14 protein-coding genes are annotated in these 19,582 nt (G+C 66.3%); 5 read left to right on the forward strand and 9 right to left on the reverse strand.

Features of this window, described 5'->3' with window-relative positions; translation table 11 throughout:
* Window position 1 precedes the first annotated feature (1 nt).
* The 8 genes from AC5Y4C_RS02625 to AC5Y4C_RS02660 form a co-directional block, all read right to left on the reverse strand.
* The gene (locus AC5Y4C_RS02625) at window positions 2-3,961 is read right to left on the reverse strand and encodes a DNA-directed RNA polymerase subunit beta' (RefSeq protein ID WP_499906226.1); all 3,960 of its coding nucleotides are present in this window, start codon (window positions 3,959-3,961) and stop codon (window positions 2-4) included.
* A gap of 50 nt (window positions 3,962-4,011) precedes the next feature.
* Entirely contained in the window at window positions 4,012-7,503 is a 3,492-nt protein-coding gene (gene rpoB / locus AC5Y4C_RS02630; protein WP_499906224.1) for a DNA-directed RNA polymerase subunit beta, read from the reverse strand.
* A 327-nt stretch (window positions 7,504-7,830) separates the two neighbouring features.
* The gene (locus AC5Y4C_RS02635) at window positions 7,831-8,970 is read right to left on the reverse strand and encodes a dienelactone hydrolase family protein (RefSeq protein WP_499906222.1); all 1,140 of its coding nucleotides are present in this window, start codon (window positions 8,968-8,970) and stop codon (window positions 7,831-7,833) included.
* A 739-nt stretch (window positions 8,971-9,709) separates the two neighbouring features.
* On the reverse strand, window positions 9,710-10,795 hold the full coding sequence (locus tag AC5Y4C_RS02640) for an ABC transporter ATP-binding protein (RefSeq protein WP_499906220.1): 1,086 nt from the start codon (window positions 10,793-10,795) through the stop codon (window positions 9,710-9,712).
* 163 nt (window positions 10,796-10,958) lie between these two features.
* On the reverse strand, window positions 10,959-11,354 hold the full coding sequence (gene rplL / locus AC5Y4C_RS02645) for a 50S ribosomal protein L7/L12 (RefSeq protein ID WP_499906218.1): 396 nt from the start codon (window positions 11,352-11,354) through the stop codon (window positions 10,959-10,961).
* A gap of 26 nt (window positions 11,355-11,380) precedes the next feature.
* Window positions 11,381-11,941, reverse strand: coding sequence for a 50S ribosomal protein L10 (gene rplJ, locus AC5Y4C_RS02650; RefSeq protein WP_499906216.1), 561 nt, complete (start codon window positions 11,939-11,941; stop codon window positions 11,381-11,383).
* Window positions 11,942-12,461: 520 nt separating this feature from the next.
* Entirely contained in the window at window positions 12,462-13,364 is a 903-nt protein-coding gene (locus tag AC5Y4C_RS02655; protein ID WP_499963285.1) for an ROK family protein, read from the reverse strand.
* On the reverse strand, window positions 13,364-14,137 hold the full coding sequence (locus AC5Y4C_RS02660) for an endonuclease/exonuclease/phosphatase family protein (protein ID WP_499914559.1): 774 nt from the start codon (window positions 14,135-14,137) through the stop codon (window positions 13,364-13,366). Before AC5Y4C_RS02660 ends, AC5Y4C_RS02655 begins: the two co-directional genes overlap by 1 nt.
* Before the next feature lie 35 nt (window positions 14,138-14,172).
* Here AC5Y4C_RS02660 and AC5Y4C_RS02665 point away from each other — a divergent pair, with 35 nt between their 5' ends.
* Window positions 14,173-14,724 carry a nucleotidyltransferase family protein gene (locus tag AC5Y4C_RS02665; protein WP_499963287.1) on the forward strand — a complete coding sequence of 184 codons (552 nt, stop codon included), beginning with the start codon at window positions 14,173-14,175 and terminating at the stop codon, window positions 14,722-14,724.
* Here the strand turns inward: AC5Y4C_RS02665 and AC5Y4C_RS02670 are convergent.
* Window positions 14,714-15,670, reverse strand: a complete 957-nt coding sequence (locus AC5Y4C_RS02670) for a helix-turn-helix transcriptional regulator (protein WP_499963289.1) — start codon at window positions 15,668-15,670, stop codon at window positions 14,714-14,716. The genes AC5Y4C_RS02665 and AC5Y4C_RS02670 overlap by 11 nt on opposite strands.
* A gap of 62 nt (window positions 15,671-15,732) precedes the next feature.
* On the opposite strand from AC5Y4C_RS02670, the gene AC5Y4C_RS02675 reads away from it, so the two are divergent.
* From AC5Y4C_RS02675 to AC5Y4C_RS02690, 4 genes are all read left to right on the forward strand, one after another.
* Window positions 15,733-16,260 carry a DinB family protein gene (locus AC5Y4C_RS02675; protein WP_499906206.1) on the forward strand — a complete coding sequence of 176 codons (528 nt, stop codon included), beginning with the start codon at window positions 15,733-15,735 and terminating at the stop codon, window positions 16,258-16,260.
* The gene (locus AC5Y4C_RS02680; protein WP_499906204.1) at window positions 16,260-16,862 is read left to right on the forward strand and encodes a DinB family protein; all 603 of its coding nucleotides are present in this window, start codon (window positions 16,260-16,262) and stop codon (window positions 16,860-16,862) included. The genes AC5Y4C_RS02675 and AC5Y4C_RS02680 overlap by 1 nt, the downstream gene beginning before the upstream one ends.
* 315 nt (window positions 16,863-17,177) lie before the next feature.
* Window positions 17,178-18,581: an ABC1 kinase family protein gene (locus tag AC5Y4C_RS02685; protein ID WP_499963291.1), complete on the forward strand. Its 1,404-nt coding sequence runs from the start codon at window positions 17,178-17,180 to the stop codon at window positions 18,579-18,581.
* Window positions 18,581-19,489: an alpha/beta fold hydrolase gene (locus AC5Y4C_RS02690; RefSeq protein WP_499963293.1), complete on the forward strand. Its 909-nt coding sequence runs from the start codon at window positions 18,581-18,583 to the stop codon at window positions 19,487-19,489. The genes AC5Y4C_RS02685 and AC5Y4C_RS02690 overlap by 1 nt, the downstream gene beginning before the upstream one ends.
* Window positions 19,490-19,582 lie beyond the last annotated feature (93 nt).

The raw sequence follows: 19,582 nt of genomic DNA on the forward strand, positions 1-19,582 counted from the left end.
ACTAGCGGTAGTCGCTGTACCCGTAGTCGTCCAAAGGCACCGCGGCACCGGTGCTCTGGCCGAAGTCCGGGCTGTAGTACTGATCCTCGTAGCTGGGGATCGTGTACGCAGCGGCCCGGGCCTCTTCGGTGGGCTGCACCTGGATGTTGCGGTACCGGTTGATGCCCGTACCGGCCGGGATCAGCTTGCCGATGATCACGTTCTCCTTCAGACCATTCAGCTTGTCGCTGCGGCAGTTGATCGCCGCATCGGTGAGCACCCGAGTGGTCTCCTGGAACGACGCCGCCGACAGCCACGAGTCCGTGGCCAATGAGGCCTTCGTGATGCCCATCAGCACCGGACGGCCGGCTGCGGGCTCGCCGCCCTCGGCCACCACCCGACGGTTCTCGGCCTCGAACTCCGAACGCTCCGTCAACGACCCCGGCAGGAACTCCGTCGAACCCGAGTCGATGATGGTCACGCGCCGCAGCATCTGCCGCACGATCACCTCGATGTGCTTGTCGTGGATCGACACGCCCTGCGCCCGGTACACCTCCTGAACCTCGTGGGTCAGGTGCAGCTGCACCTCGCGCGGGCCCTGCACACGCAGCACCTCGTGCGGGTCGGCCGAGCCTTCCATCAGCTGGTCGCCGACCTCGACGTGGTCGCCGTCGCGCAGCAGGCCCTCGGTGCCGTCCTCGTGGACGACGGCCTTGAGCCGGCGATTACGCACCGGAATCTTGTCGTAGACGACTTCCTCGCTGCCGTCGTCAGGAACGATCGTGATCTTGTAGAACTTCTCGTCCTGCTCGACGCGCACCCGGCCCGACACCTCGGCGATGGGGGCCTTGTCCCGCGGCACGCGGGCCTCGAACAGCTCCTGCACGCGCGGCAGACCACCGGTTATGTCTTGGCCGCCGGTGACGCCACCCTGGTGGAACGTCCGCATGGTCAGCTGCGTGCCGGGCTCGCCGATCGACTGCGCGGCCACGATGCCCACCGCCTCGCCGATGTCGACGAGCTTGCCGGTGGCCATGGAACGGCCGTAGCACATCGCACAGACGCCGTTGGCAGACCCGCACGTCAGCACCGAGCGCACTCGCACCGACGAGATGCCGTGTGCCAGAAGCAGATCGATCGCCGGGTCCCCTAGGTCGTGGCCCTTCTCGACGAGCACGTTGCCGTTGGCGTCGACGGCGTCTTCGGCCAACGTCCGCGCGTACGCCGACGTCTCGACGTACTGATCCTTGACCAGCGAGCCGTCGGGCTGGACCTCGGCAAGCCGCACGGTGATGCCACGCTCGGTGCCGCAGTCGTGCTCGCGCACGATCACGTCCTGCGACACGTCCACCAGACGACGGGTCAGGTAACCCGAGTCGGCGGTACGAAGAGCGGTGTCGGCCAAGCCCTTTCGGGCACCGTGGGTGTTGATGAAGTACTCCAGCACCGTCAGGCCCTCGCGGAACGAGGACTTGATCGGACGCGGGATGTATTCGCCCTTCGGGTTGGTCACCAGGCCCTTCATGCCGGCCAGCGTCCGCGTCTGGGTGAAGTTACCGGTCGCACCGGACTCGACGATCGTGATGATCGGGTTGTCCTCGGGGTAGTGCGACCGCAGCGCCTCACCCACCTCTTCGGTGGCGTCCTGCCAGATCTTGACCAGTGCATCGTGACGCTCGTCTTTGTTCAAAGCGCCGCGCTGGTACTGCTTTTCGATCCGGTCGGCTTCCTTCTCGTAGCGCTCCAGGATCTCCTGCTTCTCCGGCGGCACCAGCACGTCGGCCATCGACACGGTGACACCCGAGCGGGTGGCCCAGTAGAAGCCGGCGTCCTTGAGCTTGTCGACGGTCTGCGCGACGACGATCATCGGGTACCGCTCCGCCAGGTCGTTGATGATCCGAGCCTGCACCTTCTTGTGCATCTGCTCGTTGACGAACGGATACCCATGCGGCAGCAGCTCGTTGAACATCACCCGGCCCAGCGTGGTGTGGATAGTCCACGCATCGCCCGGCTTCCAGCCTTCGTCACCGAACAGCTGAGCCTCCAGCTCCGCCGGCGGGCGCAGCTGGGTGAGACGAACCTTGATGGGTGCGCGCACGGACAGCGCGCCGCGGTCCATCGCCATGATCGCCTCGGCCGGCGAGCTGAATACGCCCTGCTCCGGCGAATCCTTTGTCGCAGGCTGGTATTCGCCCTTGTCGCCCGGAACCTCGGTGGTCAGGTAGTACAGCCCCGTGACCATGTCCAGTCGCGGCATGGCCAACGGCTTGCCGGAGGCCGGCGACAGGATGTTGTTCGACGACAGCATCAGGATGCGCGCCTCAGCCTGCGCCTCCGCCGACAGCGGAAGGTGCACGGCCATCTGGTCGCCGTCGAAGTCGGCGTTAAACGCCTCGCACACCAGCGGGTGCAGCTGAATTGCCTTGCCTTCCACCAGCATCGGCTCGAAGGCCTGGATGCCGAGGCGGTGCAGCGTCGGGGCACGGTTCAGCAGCACCGGGTGCTCGCTGATGACCTCTTCGAGCACGTCCCACACCTGCGGGCGCTGCCGCTCGACCATCCGCTTGGCGCTCTTGATGTTCTGCGCGTGGTTCAGGTCGACCAGCCGCTTCATCACGAACGGCTTGAACAGCTCGAGTGCCATCAGCTTGGGCAGGCCGCACTGGTGCAGCTTGAGCTGCGGGCCGACGACGATCACCGAGCGGCCCGAGTAGTCGACGCGCTTGCCGAGCAGGTTCTGACGGAACCGGCCCTGCTTGCCCTTGAGCAGATCCGACAGCGACTTCAGCGGGCGGTTGCCCGGCCCGGTGACCGGGCGGCCGCGGCGACCGTTGTCGAACAGCGCGTCCACCGACTCCTGAAGCATCCGCTTCTCGTTGTTGACGATGATCTCGGGCGCGCCGAGATCGATGAGTCGCTTCAACCGGTTGTTGCGGTTGATCACGCGCCGATACAAATCGTTCAGGTCGGAGGTCGCGAACCGGCCACCGTCCAGCTGGACCATCGGGCGCAGTTCCGGCGGGATCACCGGCACCGCATCCAGCACCATGCCCATCGGCGAGTTGCCCGACTGCTGGAACGCCGCAACCACCTTGAGGCGCTTCAACGCACGAAGCTTCTTCTGCCCCTTGCCGCTTCGGATGACCTCGCGCAGCGAATCCGCCTCGGCGTCGATGTCGAAATTCTCGATGAGCTTCTGAATGGCTTCCGCGCCCATCGAGCCGGTGAAGTACTCGCCGTAGCGGTCGACGAGCTCGCGGTAGAGCACCTCGTCGACGATCAGCTGCTTGGGGGCCAGCTTGGTGAACGTCGTCCAGATCTCTTCCAGCCGGGCCAGCTCACGCTGCGCGCGGTCACGGATCTGACGCATCTCGCGCTCGCCGCCGTCGCGCACCTTGCGTCGCACGTCGGACTTGGCGCCCTCCTCCTCGAGCTCCTTGAGGTCGGCTTCGAGCTTTTGGGCGCGGGCCTCCAGGTCGGCGTCGCGCTGATCCTCGATGGCCTTCTTCTCGACCTCCATCTCGGCTTCCAGCGTCGACAGCTCGTTGTGGCGCATCTCGTCGTCGACGGCTGTGATCACGTACGCCGCGAAGTAGATGATCTTCTCGAGGTCCTTAGGCGCCAGGTCGAGCAGGTACCCCAGACGCGACGGGACGCCCTTGAAGTACCAGATGTGCGTGACGGGGGCGGCCAACTCGATGTGGCCCATCCGCTCACGGCGCACCTTGGCGCGGGTCACCTCGACGCCGCAGCGCTCACAGATGATGCCCTTGAACCGGACGCGCTTGTACTTGCCGCAGTAGCACTCCCAGTCGCGAGTCGGCCCGAAGATCTTCTCGCAGAACAGGCCGTCCTTCTCCGGCTTGAGCGTGCGGTAGTTGATGGTCTCCGGCTTCTTGACCTCGCCGTAGGACCACTGACGAATGTCGTCGGCGGTGGCCAGGCCGATCCGGAGCTCATCGAAGAAGTTGACGTCTAACACGTAACTCCCTTTCCCCTTTCGGGATTAGAAATTTGTAAAGGAAAGATCCGCTATGCCAGATCTTCTACGGACGCAGATTCGTTGCGCGACAAGTTGATTCCGAGGTTGGCAGCAGCGCGCTCCAAGTCCTCGTCCTCGCCCTCGCGCAGCTCGATCGCCGCGCCGTCGGAAGACAGCACCTCGACGTTCAGGCACAGCGACTGCAGCTCTTTGAGCAGCACCTTGAACGACTCCGGAATGCCCGGCTCGGGGATGTTCTCGCCCTTGACGATCGCCTCGTACACCTTGACCCGACCGACGGTGTCGTCGGACTTGATGGTCAACAGCTCCTGCAGCGTGTACGCCGCGCCATAGGCCTGCATGGCCCAGCATTCCATCTCACCGAACCGCTGACCGCCGAACTGCGCCTTACCGCCCAGCGGCTGCTGGGTGATCATCGAGTACGGGCCAGTGGACCGGGCGTGGATCTTGTCGTCCACCAGGTGGTGCAGCTTCATGATGTACATGAAGCCGACCGTCACCGGATACGGGAACGGCTCACCGGAGCGGCCGTCGTAGAGCACCGCCTTGCCGTCGGCGTTGACGAGCACGTCGCCGTCGCGGTTTGGCTGCACCGACGACAGCAGGCCCTGTAACTCCTCCTCGCGGGCACCGTCGAACACCGGCGTGGCGACGATCGTGCCCGGGTCGGCTTCCAGCAGCTCCTCGGGCAGCTTGTTCGCCCAGTCGGGCGAGCCCTCGACCTTCCAGCCGCTGTGCGCACACCACCCCAGGTGGGTCTCCAAGATCTGCCCGATGTTCATGCGTCGCGGCACACCGTGGGTGTTCAGGATGATGTCCACCGGCGTCCCGTCCGGCAGGAACGGCATGTCCTCGACGGGCAGGATCTTGCCGATCACGCCCTTGTTGCCGTGGCGGCCGGCCAGCTTGTCGCCGTCGGAGATCTTGCGCTTCTGCGCGACGTACACGCGGACCAGCTCGTTGACGCCCGCGGGCAGCTCGTCGTCCTCCTCGCGGGAGAACATGCGCACGCCGATCACCTTTCCGGATTCGCCGTGCGGCACCTTCAGCGAGGTGTCGCGGACTTCGCGGGCCTTCTCGCCGAAGATCGCACGCAGCAGCCGCTCCTCCGGCGTCAGCTCGGTCTCACCCTTCGGGGTGACCTTGCCGACCAGGATGTCGCCGTCGCGGACCTCTGCGCCGATGCGCACGATGCCGCGTTCGTCGAGGTCGGCCAGCACCTCGTCGGACACGTTCGGGATGTCGCGGGTGATCTCCTCGGCGCCCAGCTTGGTGTCACGGGCGTCGATCTCGTGCTCCTCGATGTGGATCGAGGTGAGCACGTCCTCCTCGACGAGACGATTGGACAGGATGATCGCGTCCTCGTAGTTGTGGCCTTCCCACGGCATGATCGCGACGAGCAGGTTCTTGCCCAGCGCCATCTCGCCCTGGTCGGTGCACGGCCCGTCGGCGATCACCTGGCCCGACTCCACCCGCTGGCCGGCGTCGACGATCGGGCGCTGGTTGGCGCAGGTGCCGTGGTTGGACCGGGCGAACTTGCGCAGCTGGTAGCTACGCCGGGTGCCGTCGTCGGCCATCACGGTGATGTAGTCGGCTGAGACCTCCTCGACGACGCCGCTCTTCTCCGCGACGACCACGTCGCCGGCGTCGATCGCGGCACGCAACTCCATGCCGGTGCCCACCAGCGGCGCCTCGCTGCGCACCAGCGGCACGGCCTGACGCTGCATGTTCGCGCCCATCAGCGCGCGGTTGGCGTCGTCGTGCTCCAGGAACGGAATCATCGCCGTGGCCACCGACACCATCTGGCGCGGCGACACGTCCATGTAGTCGACCTCGTCGGAGCTGACGTACTCCACCTCGCCGCCCTTGCGGCGCACCAGGACGCGCGGCTCGGTGAACCGGCCCTGGTCGTCGATCGGCGAGTTGGCCTGCGCCACCACGTGGCGGTCCTCCTCGTCGGCCGTCAGGTAGTGGATCTCGTCGGTGACCACACCGTCGACGACCTTGCGGTACGGCGTCTCGATGAAGCCGAACGGGTTCACCCGGGCATACACCGACAGCGAGCCGATCAGGCCGATGTTCGGACCTTCCGGGGTCTCGATCGGGCACATGCGGCCGTAGTGGCTCGAGTGCACGTCGCGGACCTCGAGGCCGGCGCGCTCGCGGGACAGACCGCCCGGGCCCAGTGCCGAGAGGCGGCGCTTGTGGGTCAGCCCCGACAGCGGGTTGTTCTGGTCCATGAACTGCGACAGCTGGCTGGTGCCGAAGAACTCCTTGATCGCCGCCACAACCGGTCGGATGTTGATCAGGGTCTGCGGCGTAATCGCCTCGACGTCCTGGGTGGTCATCCGCTCCCGCACGACGCGCTCCATGCGGGACAGGCCGACGCGGATCTGGTTCTGGATCAGCTCGCCGACCGTGCGCAGGCGCCGGTTGCCGAAGTGGTCGATGTCGTCGGTCTCCACCGGCACCTCGACGCCGCCCGGAGCCGTCATCGTCGGCTGGCCCTCGTGCAGCCGCACCAGGTACTCGATGGTGGCGGCGATGTCTTCCGGGGTCAGCGTGGTGGTTTGCGAGGCGACCGGCTTGTCGGTGTTCAGGCCCAGCTTCTTGTTGACCTTGTAGCGGCCCACGCGGGCCAGGTCGTAGCGCTTCTCCTTGAAGAACAGGTTCTCCAGCAGGGTCTGCGCGGACTCCTTGGTGGGCGGCTCGCCCGGACGCAGCTTGCGGTAGATGTCGAGCAGCGCCTCGTCCTGGTTGGCGGTGTTGTCCTTCTCCAGGGTGGACATCATGATCTCGGAGAACCCGAACCGCTCGCGGATCTCCTCGGCGGTCCAGCCCAGCGCCTTCAGCAACACGGTGACGGGCTGACGACGCTTGCGGTCGATGCGCACCCCGACGGTGTCGCGCTTGTCGACGTCGAATTCCAGCCACGCGCCACGGCCGGGGATCACCTTGACCGAGTGCAGTGTCTTCTCGGTGGACTTGTCGATGGTCTCGTCGAAGTACACACCTGGCGAGCGCACCAGCTGCGAGACGACGACGCGCTCGGTGCCGTTGATGATGAAGGTGCCCTTCTCCGTCATCATCGGGAAGTCACCCATGAACACCGTCTGGCTCTTGATCTCGCCGGTGTTGTTGTTGATGAACTCGGCCGTCACGAACAGCGGGGCCGCGTAGGTCTGATCCTTCTCCTTGCACTCGTTGACCGGTGCCTTGACCTCGTCGAAGCGAGGATCGGAGAACGACAGCGACATCTGCCCCGAGAAGTCCTCGATCGGGGAGAGTTCCAAGAGCACCTCTTGGAGCCCGCCGACCGGGTTCACGTCGCCGCGGGCGACGGCCTTCTCGCGCCACTCGTCGGATCCGATCAGCCACTGGAACGACTCGGTCTGCACCTCGAGCAGACCAGGAACCTCGAGCGGTTCACGCAACTTTGCGAAAGAAATTCGATTGGGGGCTCCGGGAACGGAGCTATTAGCGGTAGCTACTGCTGATTTGCTCTGGCGAGAGACTGCCAAGATGCACCCTTCCAGCACCTCATGCGACCACAGTCACCGGATTACCGGCTTCTTCGTCGCTCTTCTGCGTCGGTTCGGCCGGCCGACAACCTGTCCGGTTCTCAGAGCACGCATATGAACCCCGACAGGGGCTCAAGCGTGGACCACGGTGTCAAATTCAGGTGAGGTGGGCAGGAGGCAGCCAGCGCAACGTCCAACAGTACCGCAGGACGCGGCATTCCTCAACCACGGCATGCTGACAGTAAAGGCGCTGGCTGGCGACCTGTACTGCGACATTTGTACATGCTGCCCAACAGACTGACGCCTTCACGCGCTCTCGTCAAGGGTTTACGCGGCGTTTGGCGTAGCCAATTGCGTGCCGGCACCACTTCGCAGAGGGGTCGGCGGATGCGCGGCGCCGGGGTCATTTCCAAGGAAACCGAAGAACAGGTCGCTGCCGACGCGGAACAGATCCCGCAGCAGATTTGTGACCGGGGTCAGTGCAGTCGGCGGTGCCGGTAACGCGATCGCGGTAGCGGTCCCCGCTGCCGTGGGAATGGAGATCGTCGCACCGGGCGTGCCATAGACACCGTTGGACGTCCCGGCCAACATGTCGTTGATCCATCCGCCGGCCAGCGTCTGAACGGCCGCGATGTTTCGCGGCTGCGAAACACCTGCGACAAGGTATGCCGCGCCTTGGATCAGCGGGTTGCCGCCCTGCATCGCGTCGATGTGGCGTCCACCGACCAACTGGACACCCACGAATCTTGCGGGCCGCGCCTCGGTGAGCTCGGCGCTGGCGATGCCGAACGAGTTCCATATGTAGGGCGGAGAGGAGATCATCAAGACGGGTATGTCGTCGGGAAGCTTGGCGAGCGCGGTAGGGATCGCGCCTTGCAGCCCTACGCCGTCGAGTAGCACTACGCCCTTCAGATCGGCCACTGCGCCGTTGTCGGCGGTGTATCCGGCGACGGCAGTGACGAACCCGCCGCCGAGTGAGTGCCCGACGAGCACGACGTCTTGTGGCAGCGACACCGGATGTCCAAGAGCCGCGCTGGCGCTGGCGGTCAGCGCTGCCCGATCGCCGACGAACAGGCCGGCGGCTGCCTGCTGCAGCGTCGAACCCCCGAGCCAATTGCCGTCGGTGGTGAAGAAGTTCGACGACAACGTCGGGACGACGACCACACTGTGCGTCTGCTCGGCGAGTCGGGCTGCGGTGTAGCTGTACATCGGGCCGGTCGCAAAGAAGCCATGCTGGAAGTAGATGACACTCTTCGCCGGGGCCGGGCCGGCCGGGACATACCAGTCGGCCGGGGCGGTGACGTCGCCGATCTGCAGGGTGGACTGGCGCACCGTCACAGTGCTTCCCGGCGGGAGCACCGGCGGACCTACCAGGCTTCTCTCCACCAACGAAATCGTGTTGACCACCAACGATCCGATGGCGTTGAGCAGCGGGGGCGCGCGCGGCATGGCAGGTCGCGTGGTCACGGCCTGCGGCTTGGCGGGCGATGGTGCAGGCGCCGGTGCGCCGACGGTCGCGAGGGCAACAGGTGTCGTCGTCGTCGTTTCTGCGGTCGTCGCGGACCGTTGAGCCACATCGGCTGTCGTCACTGCGCGGTGGATTCGCGCACTAGGCGCTTCATCTTTGGGCTGGGGCCGCGACAGTGGGCCAGCATCGGTGTCGGTCTGCGGCAGTCGCGTCTTGGTCAGCCGTGACGCGCCGATGGAGAGCGGCGGTTTGGTGGTGTCTCGGGACGCCTCCGACCGCTCTTCTGCGGGCGCTGCGTTCTCTGGCTGCGGTGGCCCTACGCGCTGCCCCGACCGGGTCTTCGACGGTGCGGTCGTCGGCGCCGTCTTGGAAGGCGACGACGACCCCGTCTCTGGACGTGGGGCACCTGCCGCGACCGAGTCGAGCCGCCCTGTTGGATGCCTCGTCGGCAGCGGCGTCCGAGTCGACGCCGGCGTCCGAGTCGACGGCTTGCTCGCCGTCTTACCCGCGGATGTCGGCGTCGAGGCTGCAGAGTTGGTGCTGTCGCTTTGGGCAGAGTCTGCCGATGCAAGTCCGCACCCCAAGCCCAGCGCCACCATCCCGGCGGCTGCGCCTGCAGCAACCCACAGCGCCAGTCGCCAGCGCTCGATGGTCACCGGCAGACTCCCTCGTGAGATCGGAGCTTCGGGCGACCCGACCTATCGGAGCACGACGATGTCGGGCTGCTCGGACGCCTGTTTAACGCTGGTCGCCGGAGACCGGAATCCGCCCGGTCGGCGCCTCGTCGCTGTAGCGGTCGCGATCCCCGTCGCTGGAGTCGGGGAAGTCGTGCGACTTGTACTTGTGCGTGCCCTCGAGGTCGTCGCGGATGGCCTCCTGGGCCGCCGGCGGCAGCGTGTCCAGGATTTCGCGCACCCGCGCCCGGCGCCGGGCCACCGCCTTGCGCTCCGGCATGCCCGGCGTGGCGCTGATCTGCGGCGGCACGCCCTCGATCTCCTCCACGCCACCGTGATGGTGGCCGGCTTCGACCATGGCCTGCTCTTCGGCCATCGTCGCCTCGTCCTTTTCCTCCGACATGCCGATCGGGCCGATCCGGCGGCCGTTGAGGAATTGACGGACCACGGGCTCGTCGCTGGTCAGCAGCACTTCGCGCGGTCCGAACATCACCAGCTTGCGGCGGAACAGCATGCCGATGTTGTCGGGCACCGTGCGGGCGATGTTGATGTTGTGCGTGACGATCAGGATCGTCGCGTCGATCTGGGCGTTGATGTCGATCAGCAGCTGGCTCAGGTACGCGGTGCGCACCGGGTCCAACCCGGAGTCAGGCTCGTCGCAGAGGATGATTTCCGGGTCCAGCACCAGCGAACGGGCCAGGCCGGCACGCTTGCGCATACCGCCGGAGATCTCGCCGGGGAACTTCTTCTCGTCGCCTTCCAGACCGACCATTGCGAGCTTCTCCATGACGATGTCACGGATCTCGCTTTCCTTCTTCTTGGTGTGCTCGCGCAGCGGGAAGGCGGTGTTGTCGTAAAGGTTCATCGACCCGAACAGCGCGCCGTCCTGGAACATGACGCCGAACAGCTTCCGGATCTCGTAGAGCTCCTTGGCCGAGCTCTCGATGATGTTGGTTCCGTCGATGATGATCTTGCCGCGCTCGGGACGCAGCAGGCCGATCAGCGACTTCAAGAACACTGATTTGCCGGTACCCGAAGGGCCGAGCAACACGCTGACCTCGCCCGGCGGCAGGTCGAACGTGACGTCCTCCCAGATTCGCTGGGAGCCGAAGGACTTGGTCAGCCCCTCGATCTGAATGCCGATGCCCACGCGTAGTCCTTCCGCCAGTGCTTTCCCGCCACACACGCCCCGCTTGTGGTTGCGGTCACTCTAGCCTACGTCAGCAGGTGTCGTTAGCTATAGAGCCAGGTTGTGACATGCGAAAGGGGCCGCCCGGTCGACGCGGCGGCCCCTTTGCGTGGAACTGCGTGAACTACTTGACGGTGACGGTGGCGCCGGCGGCCTCGAGCTTGCTCTTGGCTTCCTCGGCGGCCTCCTTGGCAACCTTCTCGAGCAGCGGCTTCGGGGCGCTGTCGACGAGGTCCTTGGCCTCCTTGAGGCCCAGACCCGAGACGATCTCGCGGACGACCTTGATCACGCCGATCTTCTTGTCGCCGGCCGACTCGAGGATCACGTCGAACTCGCTCTGCTCCTCGGCCGCCTCGGCGGGGGCACCGCCCGCGGCAGCGCCAGGAGCGGCGGCCACTGCGACCGGTGCGGCGGCGGTGACGTCGAAGGTCTCCTCGAACGCCTTCACGAAGTCGGAGAGCTCCAGCAGCGTCATTTCCTTGAACGCGTCGAGCAGCTCGTCGGTGGACAGCTTGGCCATGGTGGGTTCCTTCCTGATTACGGGGTTTATTCGGCGGCAGCCGGTTCGGGGTTCGCGGTTTCCTGGCCGCCTTCTTGGCTCTTCTTCTCTTGCAGCGCGGCGGCCAGCCGTGCCACCTGCGATGCGGGTGCGTTGAACAGGCCGGCGGCCTTGGTCAAGTTGCCCTTCATCGCGCCGGCGAGCTTGGCCAGCAGCACCTCGCGCGACTCGAGGTCGGCGATGCGCTCGACCTCCGCAACGGTCAGCGGGCGACCGTCCATGTAGCCGCCCTTGATCACCAGCGCCTTGTGTTCGCGCGCGAACGTCTTCAGCGCCTTCGCGGCGTCCACCGGCTCGCCCTTGACGAACGCGATCGCCGTCGGGCCGGTGAACAGTTCGTCGAGTCCATCGATGCCGGCCTCGGTGGCCGCCCGCTTGGCGAGCGTGTTCTTGGCGACCGAATAGGTGGCGGACTCCCCGAGTGACCGGCGCAGCTGGGCAAGGTTGGCCACCGTGAGGCCGCGGTACTCGGTGACCAGCGCGGCGGTGGCTTCCTTGAACTGTTCGGCGATGTCGGCGACGGCGGCGGCTTTGTCAGCCTTGGCCATGCATGCCTCCTTGCGTGGGTGTGGGTGGCCCCGCAGAAGATCGTCGGTCGCCGGAAATGACGAACGCCCCGACGCAGGGATCGGGGCGCGCAATTGCAGATGCCTCGTCCGCCTGCGTGGGCCGCCGGGAGTTTCCCGGACCTTCGACCGGATTTCTCCGGTGACCGACGGTCTTCGGTGGAGCCGTCCCAGGTTAGCAGTTACCGCCCATGAACGCCGAATCGCGGCGCGACCACCCACGATCCGCCCTTCTTCTGACGCTCAGCGCATTAGCTAGCCAGCCTCTCGAACCCTCTGAAATATGTATGCTGGCAATCCGCGTGTTTGCGGTACAGCCAGCGCATTTTCGTTTACGATAAATTTGCTGTCGCCGCGGCAGCAGGTCGGGGAAGGAAAACCGCTATGTTGCTCGCAGTCATCATTTCGGTTTTCGGGTTGGCCACTGTGTGGCTCGTCAGCGAACTGCAGTCGTACGCCGAACGCAGGGTCGCACAAAAGCACGAGAACGACTGACCGCCGCTCAACTTTCGACGAGTGCTGCCGCGCCGATCAGCCCCGCATCCGCACCGAGCGCGGCAGGCACCATCCGCACTTTCCGGAGAAAGTCGAGTCCCGCGTAGCCGCTGAGCGCCTCGCGCAACGGGTCGAACAGCAGCGGGCCGGAGCTCGCCACTCCCCCGCCGATCACCACCAAGTCCAGGTCGCAGACCGCCGCGACCGAGGCGATCATCGCGGCAATGGCTGTGGCCCCTCGAAGAAAGGCCTTCAGCGCCAACGCGTCACCGGCGTTGGCGGCATCCGCAAGATCTTTCGCGTCGGCGTCTGGGGCACCGGACCATCCGTTGGCGCGCGCCCAGCGCACTAATTGCGGCCCCGACGCGATTGTTTCCACGCACCCGCGCGCGCCGCACGCGCACGGCTGGCCGTCGAGGTCGACGACGACGTGGCCGACGTGACCCGCGTTGCCGCTGGCGCCGCCGTACGGTGCACCGTCGAGCACGAGCCCGCCGCCGACTCCGGTGGACACGACGATGCCGAGCAGAAACCGCACGCCCCGGCCAGCGCCGCGCCGGTGCTCGCCGAGTGCCATGCACAGCCCGTCGCCGGCAAGTCGCACCGGCACCCCGGGCAGCAGCGCCGCGACCTGAGCCACGATCGGGAAGTCGCGCCATGCAGCGATGTTGATCGGGCTGACGGTGCCGGCGGGGACGTTGATCGGCCCGGCCGAGCAGATGCCGACGCCCCGCACGCTGCAGTCCGAAACAAGCTGTCTCACAAGCTCTTTCACTGCCGACCACACAGCGTCGGCATCACCACACGGTGTCGGGCGCCTCACCGTCCGGGTCAGCGCTCCAGCTGAATTCACCAGTCCGGCAGACAGTTTCGTGCCGCCGATGTCGACCGCCAGGACAGGCGATGCCATCAGTGCTGAGGCCGCGAGACGTCGACGACGAGCGCGCGGTGGTCTGAAACCGACATCAGCGGCGCCGAGAACGCATCGACTTTCAGGGTGTGGTCGTCGGTGAGAATGTGGTCGAGCTGACGGTCGGGCTCAGGTGCCGGGAACGTCAACGCCTCGGCGAGCGAGCGCAATCCGGTCCAGCGACTCGGCCTGGGCGGGCTCATGTTGAGATCGCCCATCAGCACGCGGGGCCCTGGGAAGCCGCGCAGATCGCGGATCAATCGCCGCAACTGCACGCGGTTCCAGCCCGGCACAAACGACAGATGCGTGTTCGCGACGGTGATCGGCCCGAGCGGTGAATCGATGCGTGCCACCACCGCCGCGCGGGGCTCCTCGTCGACAATCGTCACGCGGTTCGGCGCGGGCAGATACATCGGGAAGCGCATCGGAATGCGAGGCAGCCGCAGGACCTGCCAGCTCTCGACCGGGAACCGCGACAGCAGCGCAATGCCGTAGGCGGCCGTGCCCGGTTGTTCTTCGCCGGTCGCCGCCATCCAGGTCGCTCCCGGGGTGCCGGAGATGGCGGCGACGAAGCGGTGGCTGACAGCGCCCATCGCCTCGGCGGCGACGGCGGTCAGATCGGCCATCTGCGAGCGCGGCTGGTCACAGTCGACCTCTTGCAGCGCGAGCACGTCGGCGTCGAGTTGGCGCACGGACGCGGCGAGCCGGTCGGGTTCCACGTTGCCGTCATGCACGCTGCGGCCGTGCAGGATGTTGAAAGTCGCCATCCGCATGGGTACTACCTACCCAACGATCCCTTGGAAGAGACGTGCCTGACCGAAATGACGAGTTGCGCGACGCGCTCAAGCGCGCGGCGTCGGCGCTGAAGGCGAACGGACCTGAGTTCGCCCTCGCCGGCAGCTACGCGCTGTGGGTCTACGGTGGGCCGGAACCGGTGCACGACGTCGACTTCGTCGTCGCCGAATCCGACGTCGAGGCGGCCGTGGCGGCGCTCGAAGACGCGGGCTTCTCGATCGAGCGGACACCCGAGGACTGGCTCTTCAAAGCCTGTGTAGCCGAGGAATTCGTGATCGACGTGCTGCACCGGCTCAACGGCGTTCCGGTGGACAAGGAGCTGATCCGCTCGGCCGATGTACGCGAGGTGCTGGCGATCGCGATGCCGGTGTTGTCGCCGACGGCGGTGGTCACCGAAAAGCTGGCTTCGCTCCACGAACATCACTGCGACTTCGCCTCGTTGCTGCCCGGCGTGCGCGCGGTCCGCGAGCAGGTGGACTGGGATCGAGTGCGCGCCGACACCGCCGACAACGACTTCGCGGCGGCGTTCCTGGTGCTCACCGACCGGCTGGGCATCACGTCTTGACCGCTGCCCGCCGCAGCCGTTCGGCGAGCACACCCACTGCGTCGGCCACCTCCGGAGGCTCGAGCACTTCGAACTCCGCGTCCACCGTCGCCAAGTACAGCGCGAGTGACTCGGCGTCGTCGGCGCCGGCCGTCACGATGCAGGCGTGTGGACCATCAGGCTCCACAGTCGCCGCTGCAGGCGAAAAGCGCTGTGCCACAACGCTTTCTGGCGCAGAATAGCGAACCCGTGCGACGTACCGGTACGGCGAGGCGGTGATCGAACGCGCCACAAAGGCGGCCGCATCGGGAGCATCGCGGGGAGTGAACATGGTGCCCGCCGCGCGCGCCTCGGCGATTCGGTCCAGCCGCAGGCTGCGCCAGTCCTGCCGGTCGCGGTCGTAGGCCATCAGATACCAGCGCCGGCCGGTGGTCACCAAGTGGTAGGGCTCCAGCCGCCGGCGAGTGGTTCGGCCGGCGCGGTCGACGTATTCGGCGGTGACGTGTTCATGGTCGCGGCAGGCGCGCGCCAGCGTCGTCAGCGTGTCGGGTGCCACCGCTTCGGGCGGGTCGCGGGTCAGCGTCACGGTCGCGTCGTGCACGGCCCCGACCTGCGAGCGCAGTCGGGCAGGCAGCACCTGGTCGAGTTTGGTGAGCGCACGCAACGCGGCCTCACCCACTCCGGCGACCGTGCCGCCGGCGGCCAGCCGCAGGCACACGGCAACAGCCACCGCCTCGTCGGGATCCAGCAGCAGCGGAGGTAATGCGGCGCCTGCGCCGAGCCGGTAGCCGCCGCCGTGGCCCTTACTCGCGTGGACGGGGTAGCCGAGGTCGCGCAGCCGCTCGACGTCGCGGCGCACACTGCGGGTGGTCACGCCGAGCCGCTCTGCGAGCTCCTCACCGCTCCACACCCGCCGTGACTGCAGCAGTCCGAGCAGTTGCAGCACCCGCGCCGTCGTCTCGGCCATAAGTTGAGCGTGCCAGAGTCAGCGGACAGAAACTGTCCGGTGGTTCCGGCAAGCTGGTGCGCATGGAGATCACCGCGCAACTTGCCGACCAGCTCGACGTGCACTGGCGTGACCAACTGCGCCCGCGTCTCGACGGGTTGACCGACGACGAGTACTTCTGGGAGCCGGTGCCGGGCTGCTGGACGGTGCATCGCGACGGCGCGATCGACTTCGCCTATCCGCCGCCACGCCCCGAACCGTTCACGACGATCGCGTGGCGGATGGCGCACGTGATCGTCGGCGTGCTGGCGATGCGCAACCACTTCCATTTCGGCGGTCCACCCGCGGATTACCAGTCGTGGCAGTACGCCACCGATGCGGCGACAGCACTGGGCCAGCTCGACGACGCCTACGCACGGTGGAACGCCGGCGTGCGCGGGCTCGATGCGGCGGCGTTGGCGCGCCCGTGCGGACCGGCCGAAGGGCCGTACGCCGAGCTGCCGATGTCTGCGCTGATCCTCCACATCAACCGCGAGGTCATTCACCACGGTGCCGAAATCGCTTGTCTGCGCGACCTTTACGTCCATTCCCACCGAACAGGAGAACACTGATGCCCGCACTGGCTCGCCCTGTCGCCGACGAGCGCCACGCGCTTCGCGAATTCATCGCCTACCACCAGAACGCGTACTTCGCCATTGCCCATGGGTTGACCGACGAGCAAGCCCGGTTATCGCCGTCGGCGAGCGCCCTGTCGATCGGCGGCTTGGTCAAACATGCGACCGGCATGCAGCGGACGTGGATGCAGCGGGTCGCGGCCGCACCTGAATCTCCGCAGCCCGACACTCGGTCCTTCGAGGAACGCCGGGCCGCGTTCGAGGACGAGTTCGTGATGCGCGAGGACGAGACGCTGCACGACGTGCTGGCCGCGCTCGCCGCGCAGAACGCTGAGACGTTGCGGCTGCTGGACGCTGCCGACCTCGATGCACCGGTTCCCGTGCCGACGGACGCACCGTGGTTCCCGAAGGACATCACACAGTGGTCCGTGCGCTGGGTCTTCCACCATGTGATCAATGAGCTGGCCCGTCACTCCGGCCACGCGGACATCATCCGCGAGTCGCTCGACGGCGCGACGATGTACGAGCTGATCGCGGCGCACGAGGGCTGGCCGGAAACGGACTGGCTCAAGCCGTGGCGGCCGCCTGCGTCCCGCTGACCTCAGCAGTCACATTGCTCACTCTTGTCTTGCGCGGGCGGCGGGAAACCGTTGTGCCCGGCTCTTGGCGACAACTGCGAAAGCCCAGCTCAGCATCCCTAGATAGCACGCCAAACCAATCCGGCCTCTGCTCCGAACCCGCTGGTCAAACCGTGTCGCTAAGAGGCGGGCACAACGGACTCCAAACCGCCGAGTGACTCATGTGGCGCAAGTGGCGACGCAAACCCGCCCCCACGAGAAAAGCGCATGATGGACCGGGTGGAGCCGCCACCCGCAGATTATGAGAACCCTAAGAACGTTTGGCACACTGCCTCTATGAGCTCATTATCACGCTCTTCGCGCGAGCGCTCATCGCTATCTCTCTCTTCGCGCGAGCGCTCATCGACCAAGCATCGCGAGGTCGCCAAGCTCGACAGTGTGCCGCTTTTCACCGAGGCCGCCCGCATCGGGGCGACCGGCTGGCACGTAACCAGAGCCGCGGGCCGGGTAGCCGGAAAGCTGTTCGACGGAGGGCCCTGGCAACAGAAGGTCATCAAGGAGGTTCCGAACGTCTTCGCGGACCTCGGCCCCACCTACGTCAAGTTCGGCCAGATCATCGCGTCGAGTCCCGGTGCGTTCGGCGAACCGCTGTCGCGGGAATTCCGCAGCCTGCTCGACGCGGTGCCTCCTGCCGACCCCGATGAGGTACACAAGATCTTCGTCGAAGATCTTGGCGAGGACCCCAACACGCTGTTCGCCAAATGGGACGACCGGCCGTTCGCGTCCGCGTCGATCGCGCAGGTGCATTACGCCACGTTGCACACCGGCGAGGAAGTGGTGGTCAAGATCCAGCGGCCCGGCATCCGCCGACGGGTCGCCGCCGACTTGCAGATCCTCAAGCGCGGCGCACAGCTCGTCGAGCTCGCAAAGCTCGGCCGGCGGCTGTCCGCCCAGGACGTCGTCGCCGACTTCGCCGACAACCTGGCCGAAGAGCTCGACTTCCGGCTCGAGGCGCAGTCGATGGACGCCTGGGTAGCGCACATGCACGCCAGCCCGCTGGGCAAGAACATCCGCGTGCCGCAGGTGTATTGGGACTACACCACCAGCCGCGTGCTGACCATGGAGCGCGTACACGGCATCCGCATCGACGACGCCGCCGCGATTCGCAAGGCCGGCTTCGACGGCACCGAACTGGTCAAGTCGCTGTTGTTCAGCGTGTTCGAGGGCGGCCTGCGGCACGGCCTCTTCCACGGCGACCTGCACGCCGGGAACCTCTACGTCGACCCCGACGGCAAGATCGTGTTCCTGGACTTCGGGATCATGGGCCGCATCGACCCCCGAACCCGTTGGCTGTTAAGGGAATTGGTGTACGCCCTGCTGGTGAAGAAGGACCATGCCGCGGCAGGCAAGATCGTCGTGCTGATGGGTGCGGTCGGCACTACGAAGCCAGAGGCGCAGGCGGCCAAGGACCTGGAGAAGTTCGCAACACCGCTGACCATGAAGAGCCTTGGCGACATGAGCTACGCGGAGATCGGCCGGCAGCTCTCCGCGCTGGCCGACGCCTACGACGTGAAGCTTCCCCGCGAGCTGGTGCTGATCGGCAAGCAGTTCCTCTACGTCGAGCGCTACATGAAGCTGCTGGCGCCCAAGTGGCAGATGATGTCCGATCCAGAGCTGACAGGCTATTTCGCGAACTTCATGGTCGAGGTCAGCCGCGAACACAAGGAAGTCGAGGTCTAGTGCAAATCCGAACCGGCACCGCCCGCTCGGGTGACCTGGACATCTACTTCGAGGACATGGGCGACCCGGACGACCCGGCCGTGTTGCTGATCATGGGCCTGGGTGCGCAACTTCTCTTGTGGCGCAAGGCTTTCTGCGAGAAGCTGGTCAACCAGGGATTGCGGGTGATCCGCTACGACAACCGCGACGTCGGGCTGTCCTCCAAGCTGCACGGCCGTCGTCACCCGGGATCGCTGCCCGTGAAAATGGTGCGGCACTTCTTCGGCCTGCGTAACCCGGCCATCTACACCCTCGAGGACATGGCGGGCGACGCGGCCGCGGTTCTCGACCATCTCGGCATCGACCGGGCGCACGTGGTGGGCGCGTCGATGGGCGGCATGATCGCGCAGGTCTTCGCCGCCGAGTACAAGCACCGCACGAAGACGCTGGCCGTGATCTTCTCCAGCAACAACCAGCCGCTGTTGCCGCCACCCGGACCACAGCAGCTGCTCGCGATCCTGCAGAAGCCCAAGGGCTCAGACCGCGAGGCGATCATCGCCAACGCGATCCGGGTCAGCAAGATCATCGGCAGCCCCGGCTATCCCCGCAGCGACGACGTGATCCGCGCCGAGGCCATCGAGGGGTTCGACCGGTCCTACTACCCGGCCGGTATCGCGCGGCATTTCGGGGCGATCCTCGGTACCGGCAGCTTGCTGCGCTACAACCGGCAAACCGAGGCGCCGACAGTCGTCATCCACGGGAAAGCCGACAAGCTGATGCGTCCGACAGGTGGTCGTGCGGTGGCTCGGGCGATCCCGCACGCCCGGTTGGTGCTCTACGACGGGATGGGTCACGAGTTGCCCGAGCAATTGTGGGACGACATCGTGGGCGAGCTGAAAACAAACTTCAGCGAGGCCACGCCCGCGTGAGTTTCAGAGCAGTCCTGCACATCGGATAGCATTTCCAGTCAAGTCTTGGGGCGTCAGCCGCCTCGGAAAAACCACGAAAGGCAAGCTAGACAC

This window comes from Mycobacterium sp. NGS35 (genome assembly GCF_059812855.1).

Coding starts and splice junctions, on each gene's coding strand:
- rplL (WP_499906218.1), bottom strand. CDS start 11,354: ATGGCCAAGCTGTCCACCGACGAGCTGCTCGACGCGTTCAAGGAAATG.
- rplJ (WP_499906216.1), bottom strand. CDS start 11,941: ATGGCCAAGGCTGACAAAGCCGCCGCCGTCGCCGACATCGCCGAACAG.
- AC5Y4C_RS02655 (WP_499963285.1), bottom strand. CDS start 13,364: ATGGCATCGCCTGTCCTGGCGGTCGACATCGGCGGCACGAAACTGTCT.
- AC5Y4C_RS02660 (WP_499914559.1), bottom strand. CDS start 14,137: ATGCGGATGGCGACTTTCAACATCCTGCACGGCCGCAGCGTGCATGAC.
- AC5Y4C_RS02670 (WP_499963289.1), bottom strand. CDS start 15,670: ATGGCCGAGACGACGGCGCGGGTGCTGCAACTGCTCGGACTGCTGCAG.
- AC5Y4C_RS02675 (WP_499906206.1), top strand. CDS start 15,733: ATGGAGATCACCGCGCAACTTGCCGACCAGCTCGACGTGCACTGGCGT.
- AC5Y4C_RS02680 (WP_499906204.1), top strand. CDS start 16,260: ATGCCCGCACTGGCTCGCCCTGTCGCCGACGAGCGCCACGCGCTTCGC.
- AC5Y4C_RS02685 (WP_499963291.1), top strand. CDS start 17,178: ATGAGCTCATTATCACGCTCTTCGCGCGAGCGCTCATCGCTATCTCTC.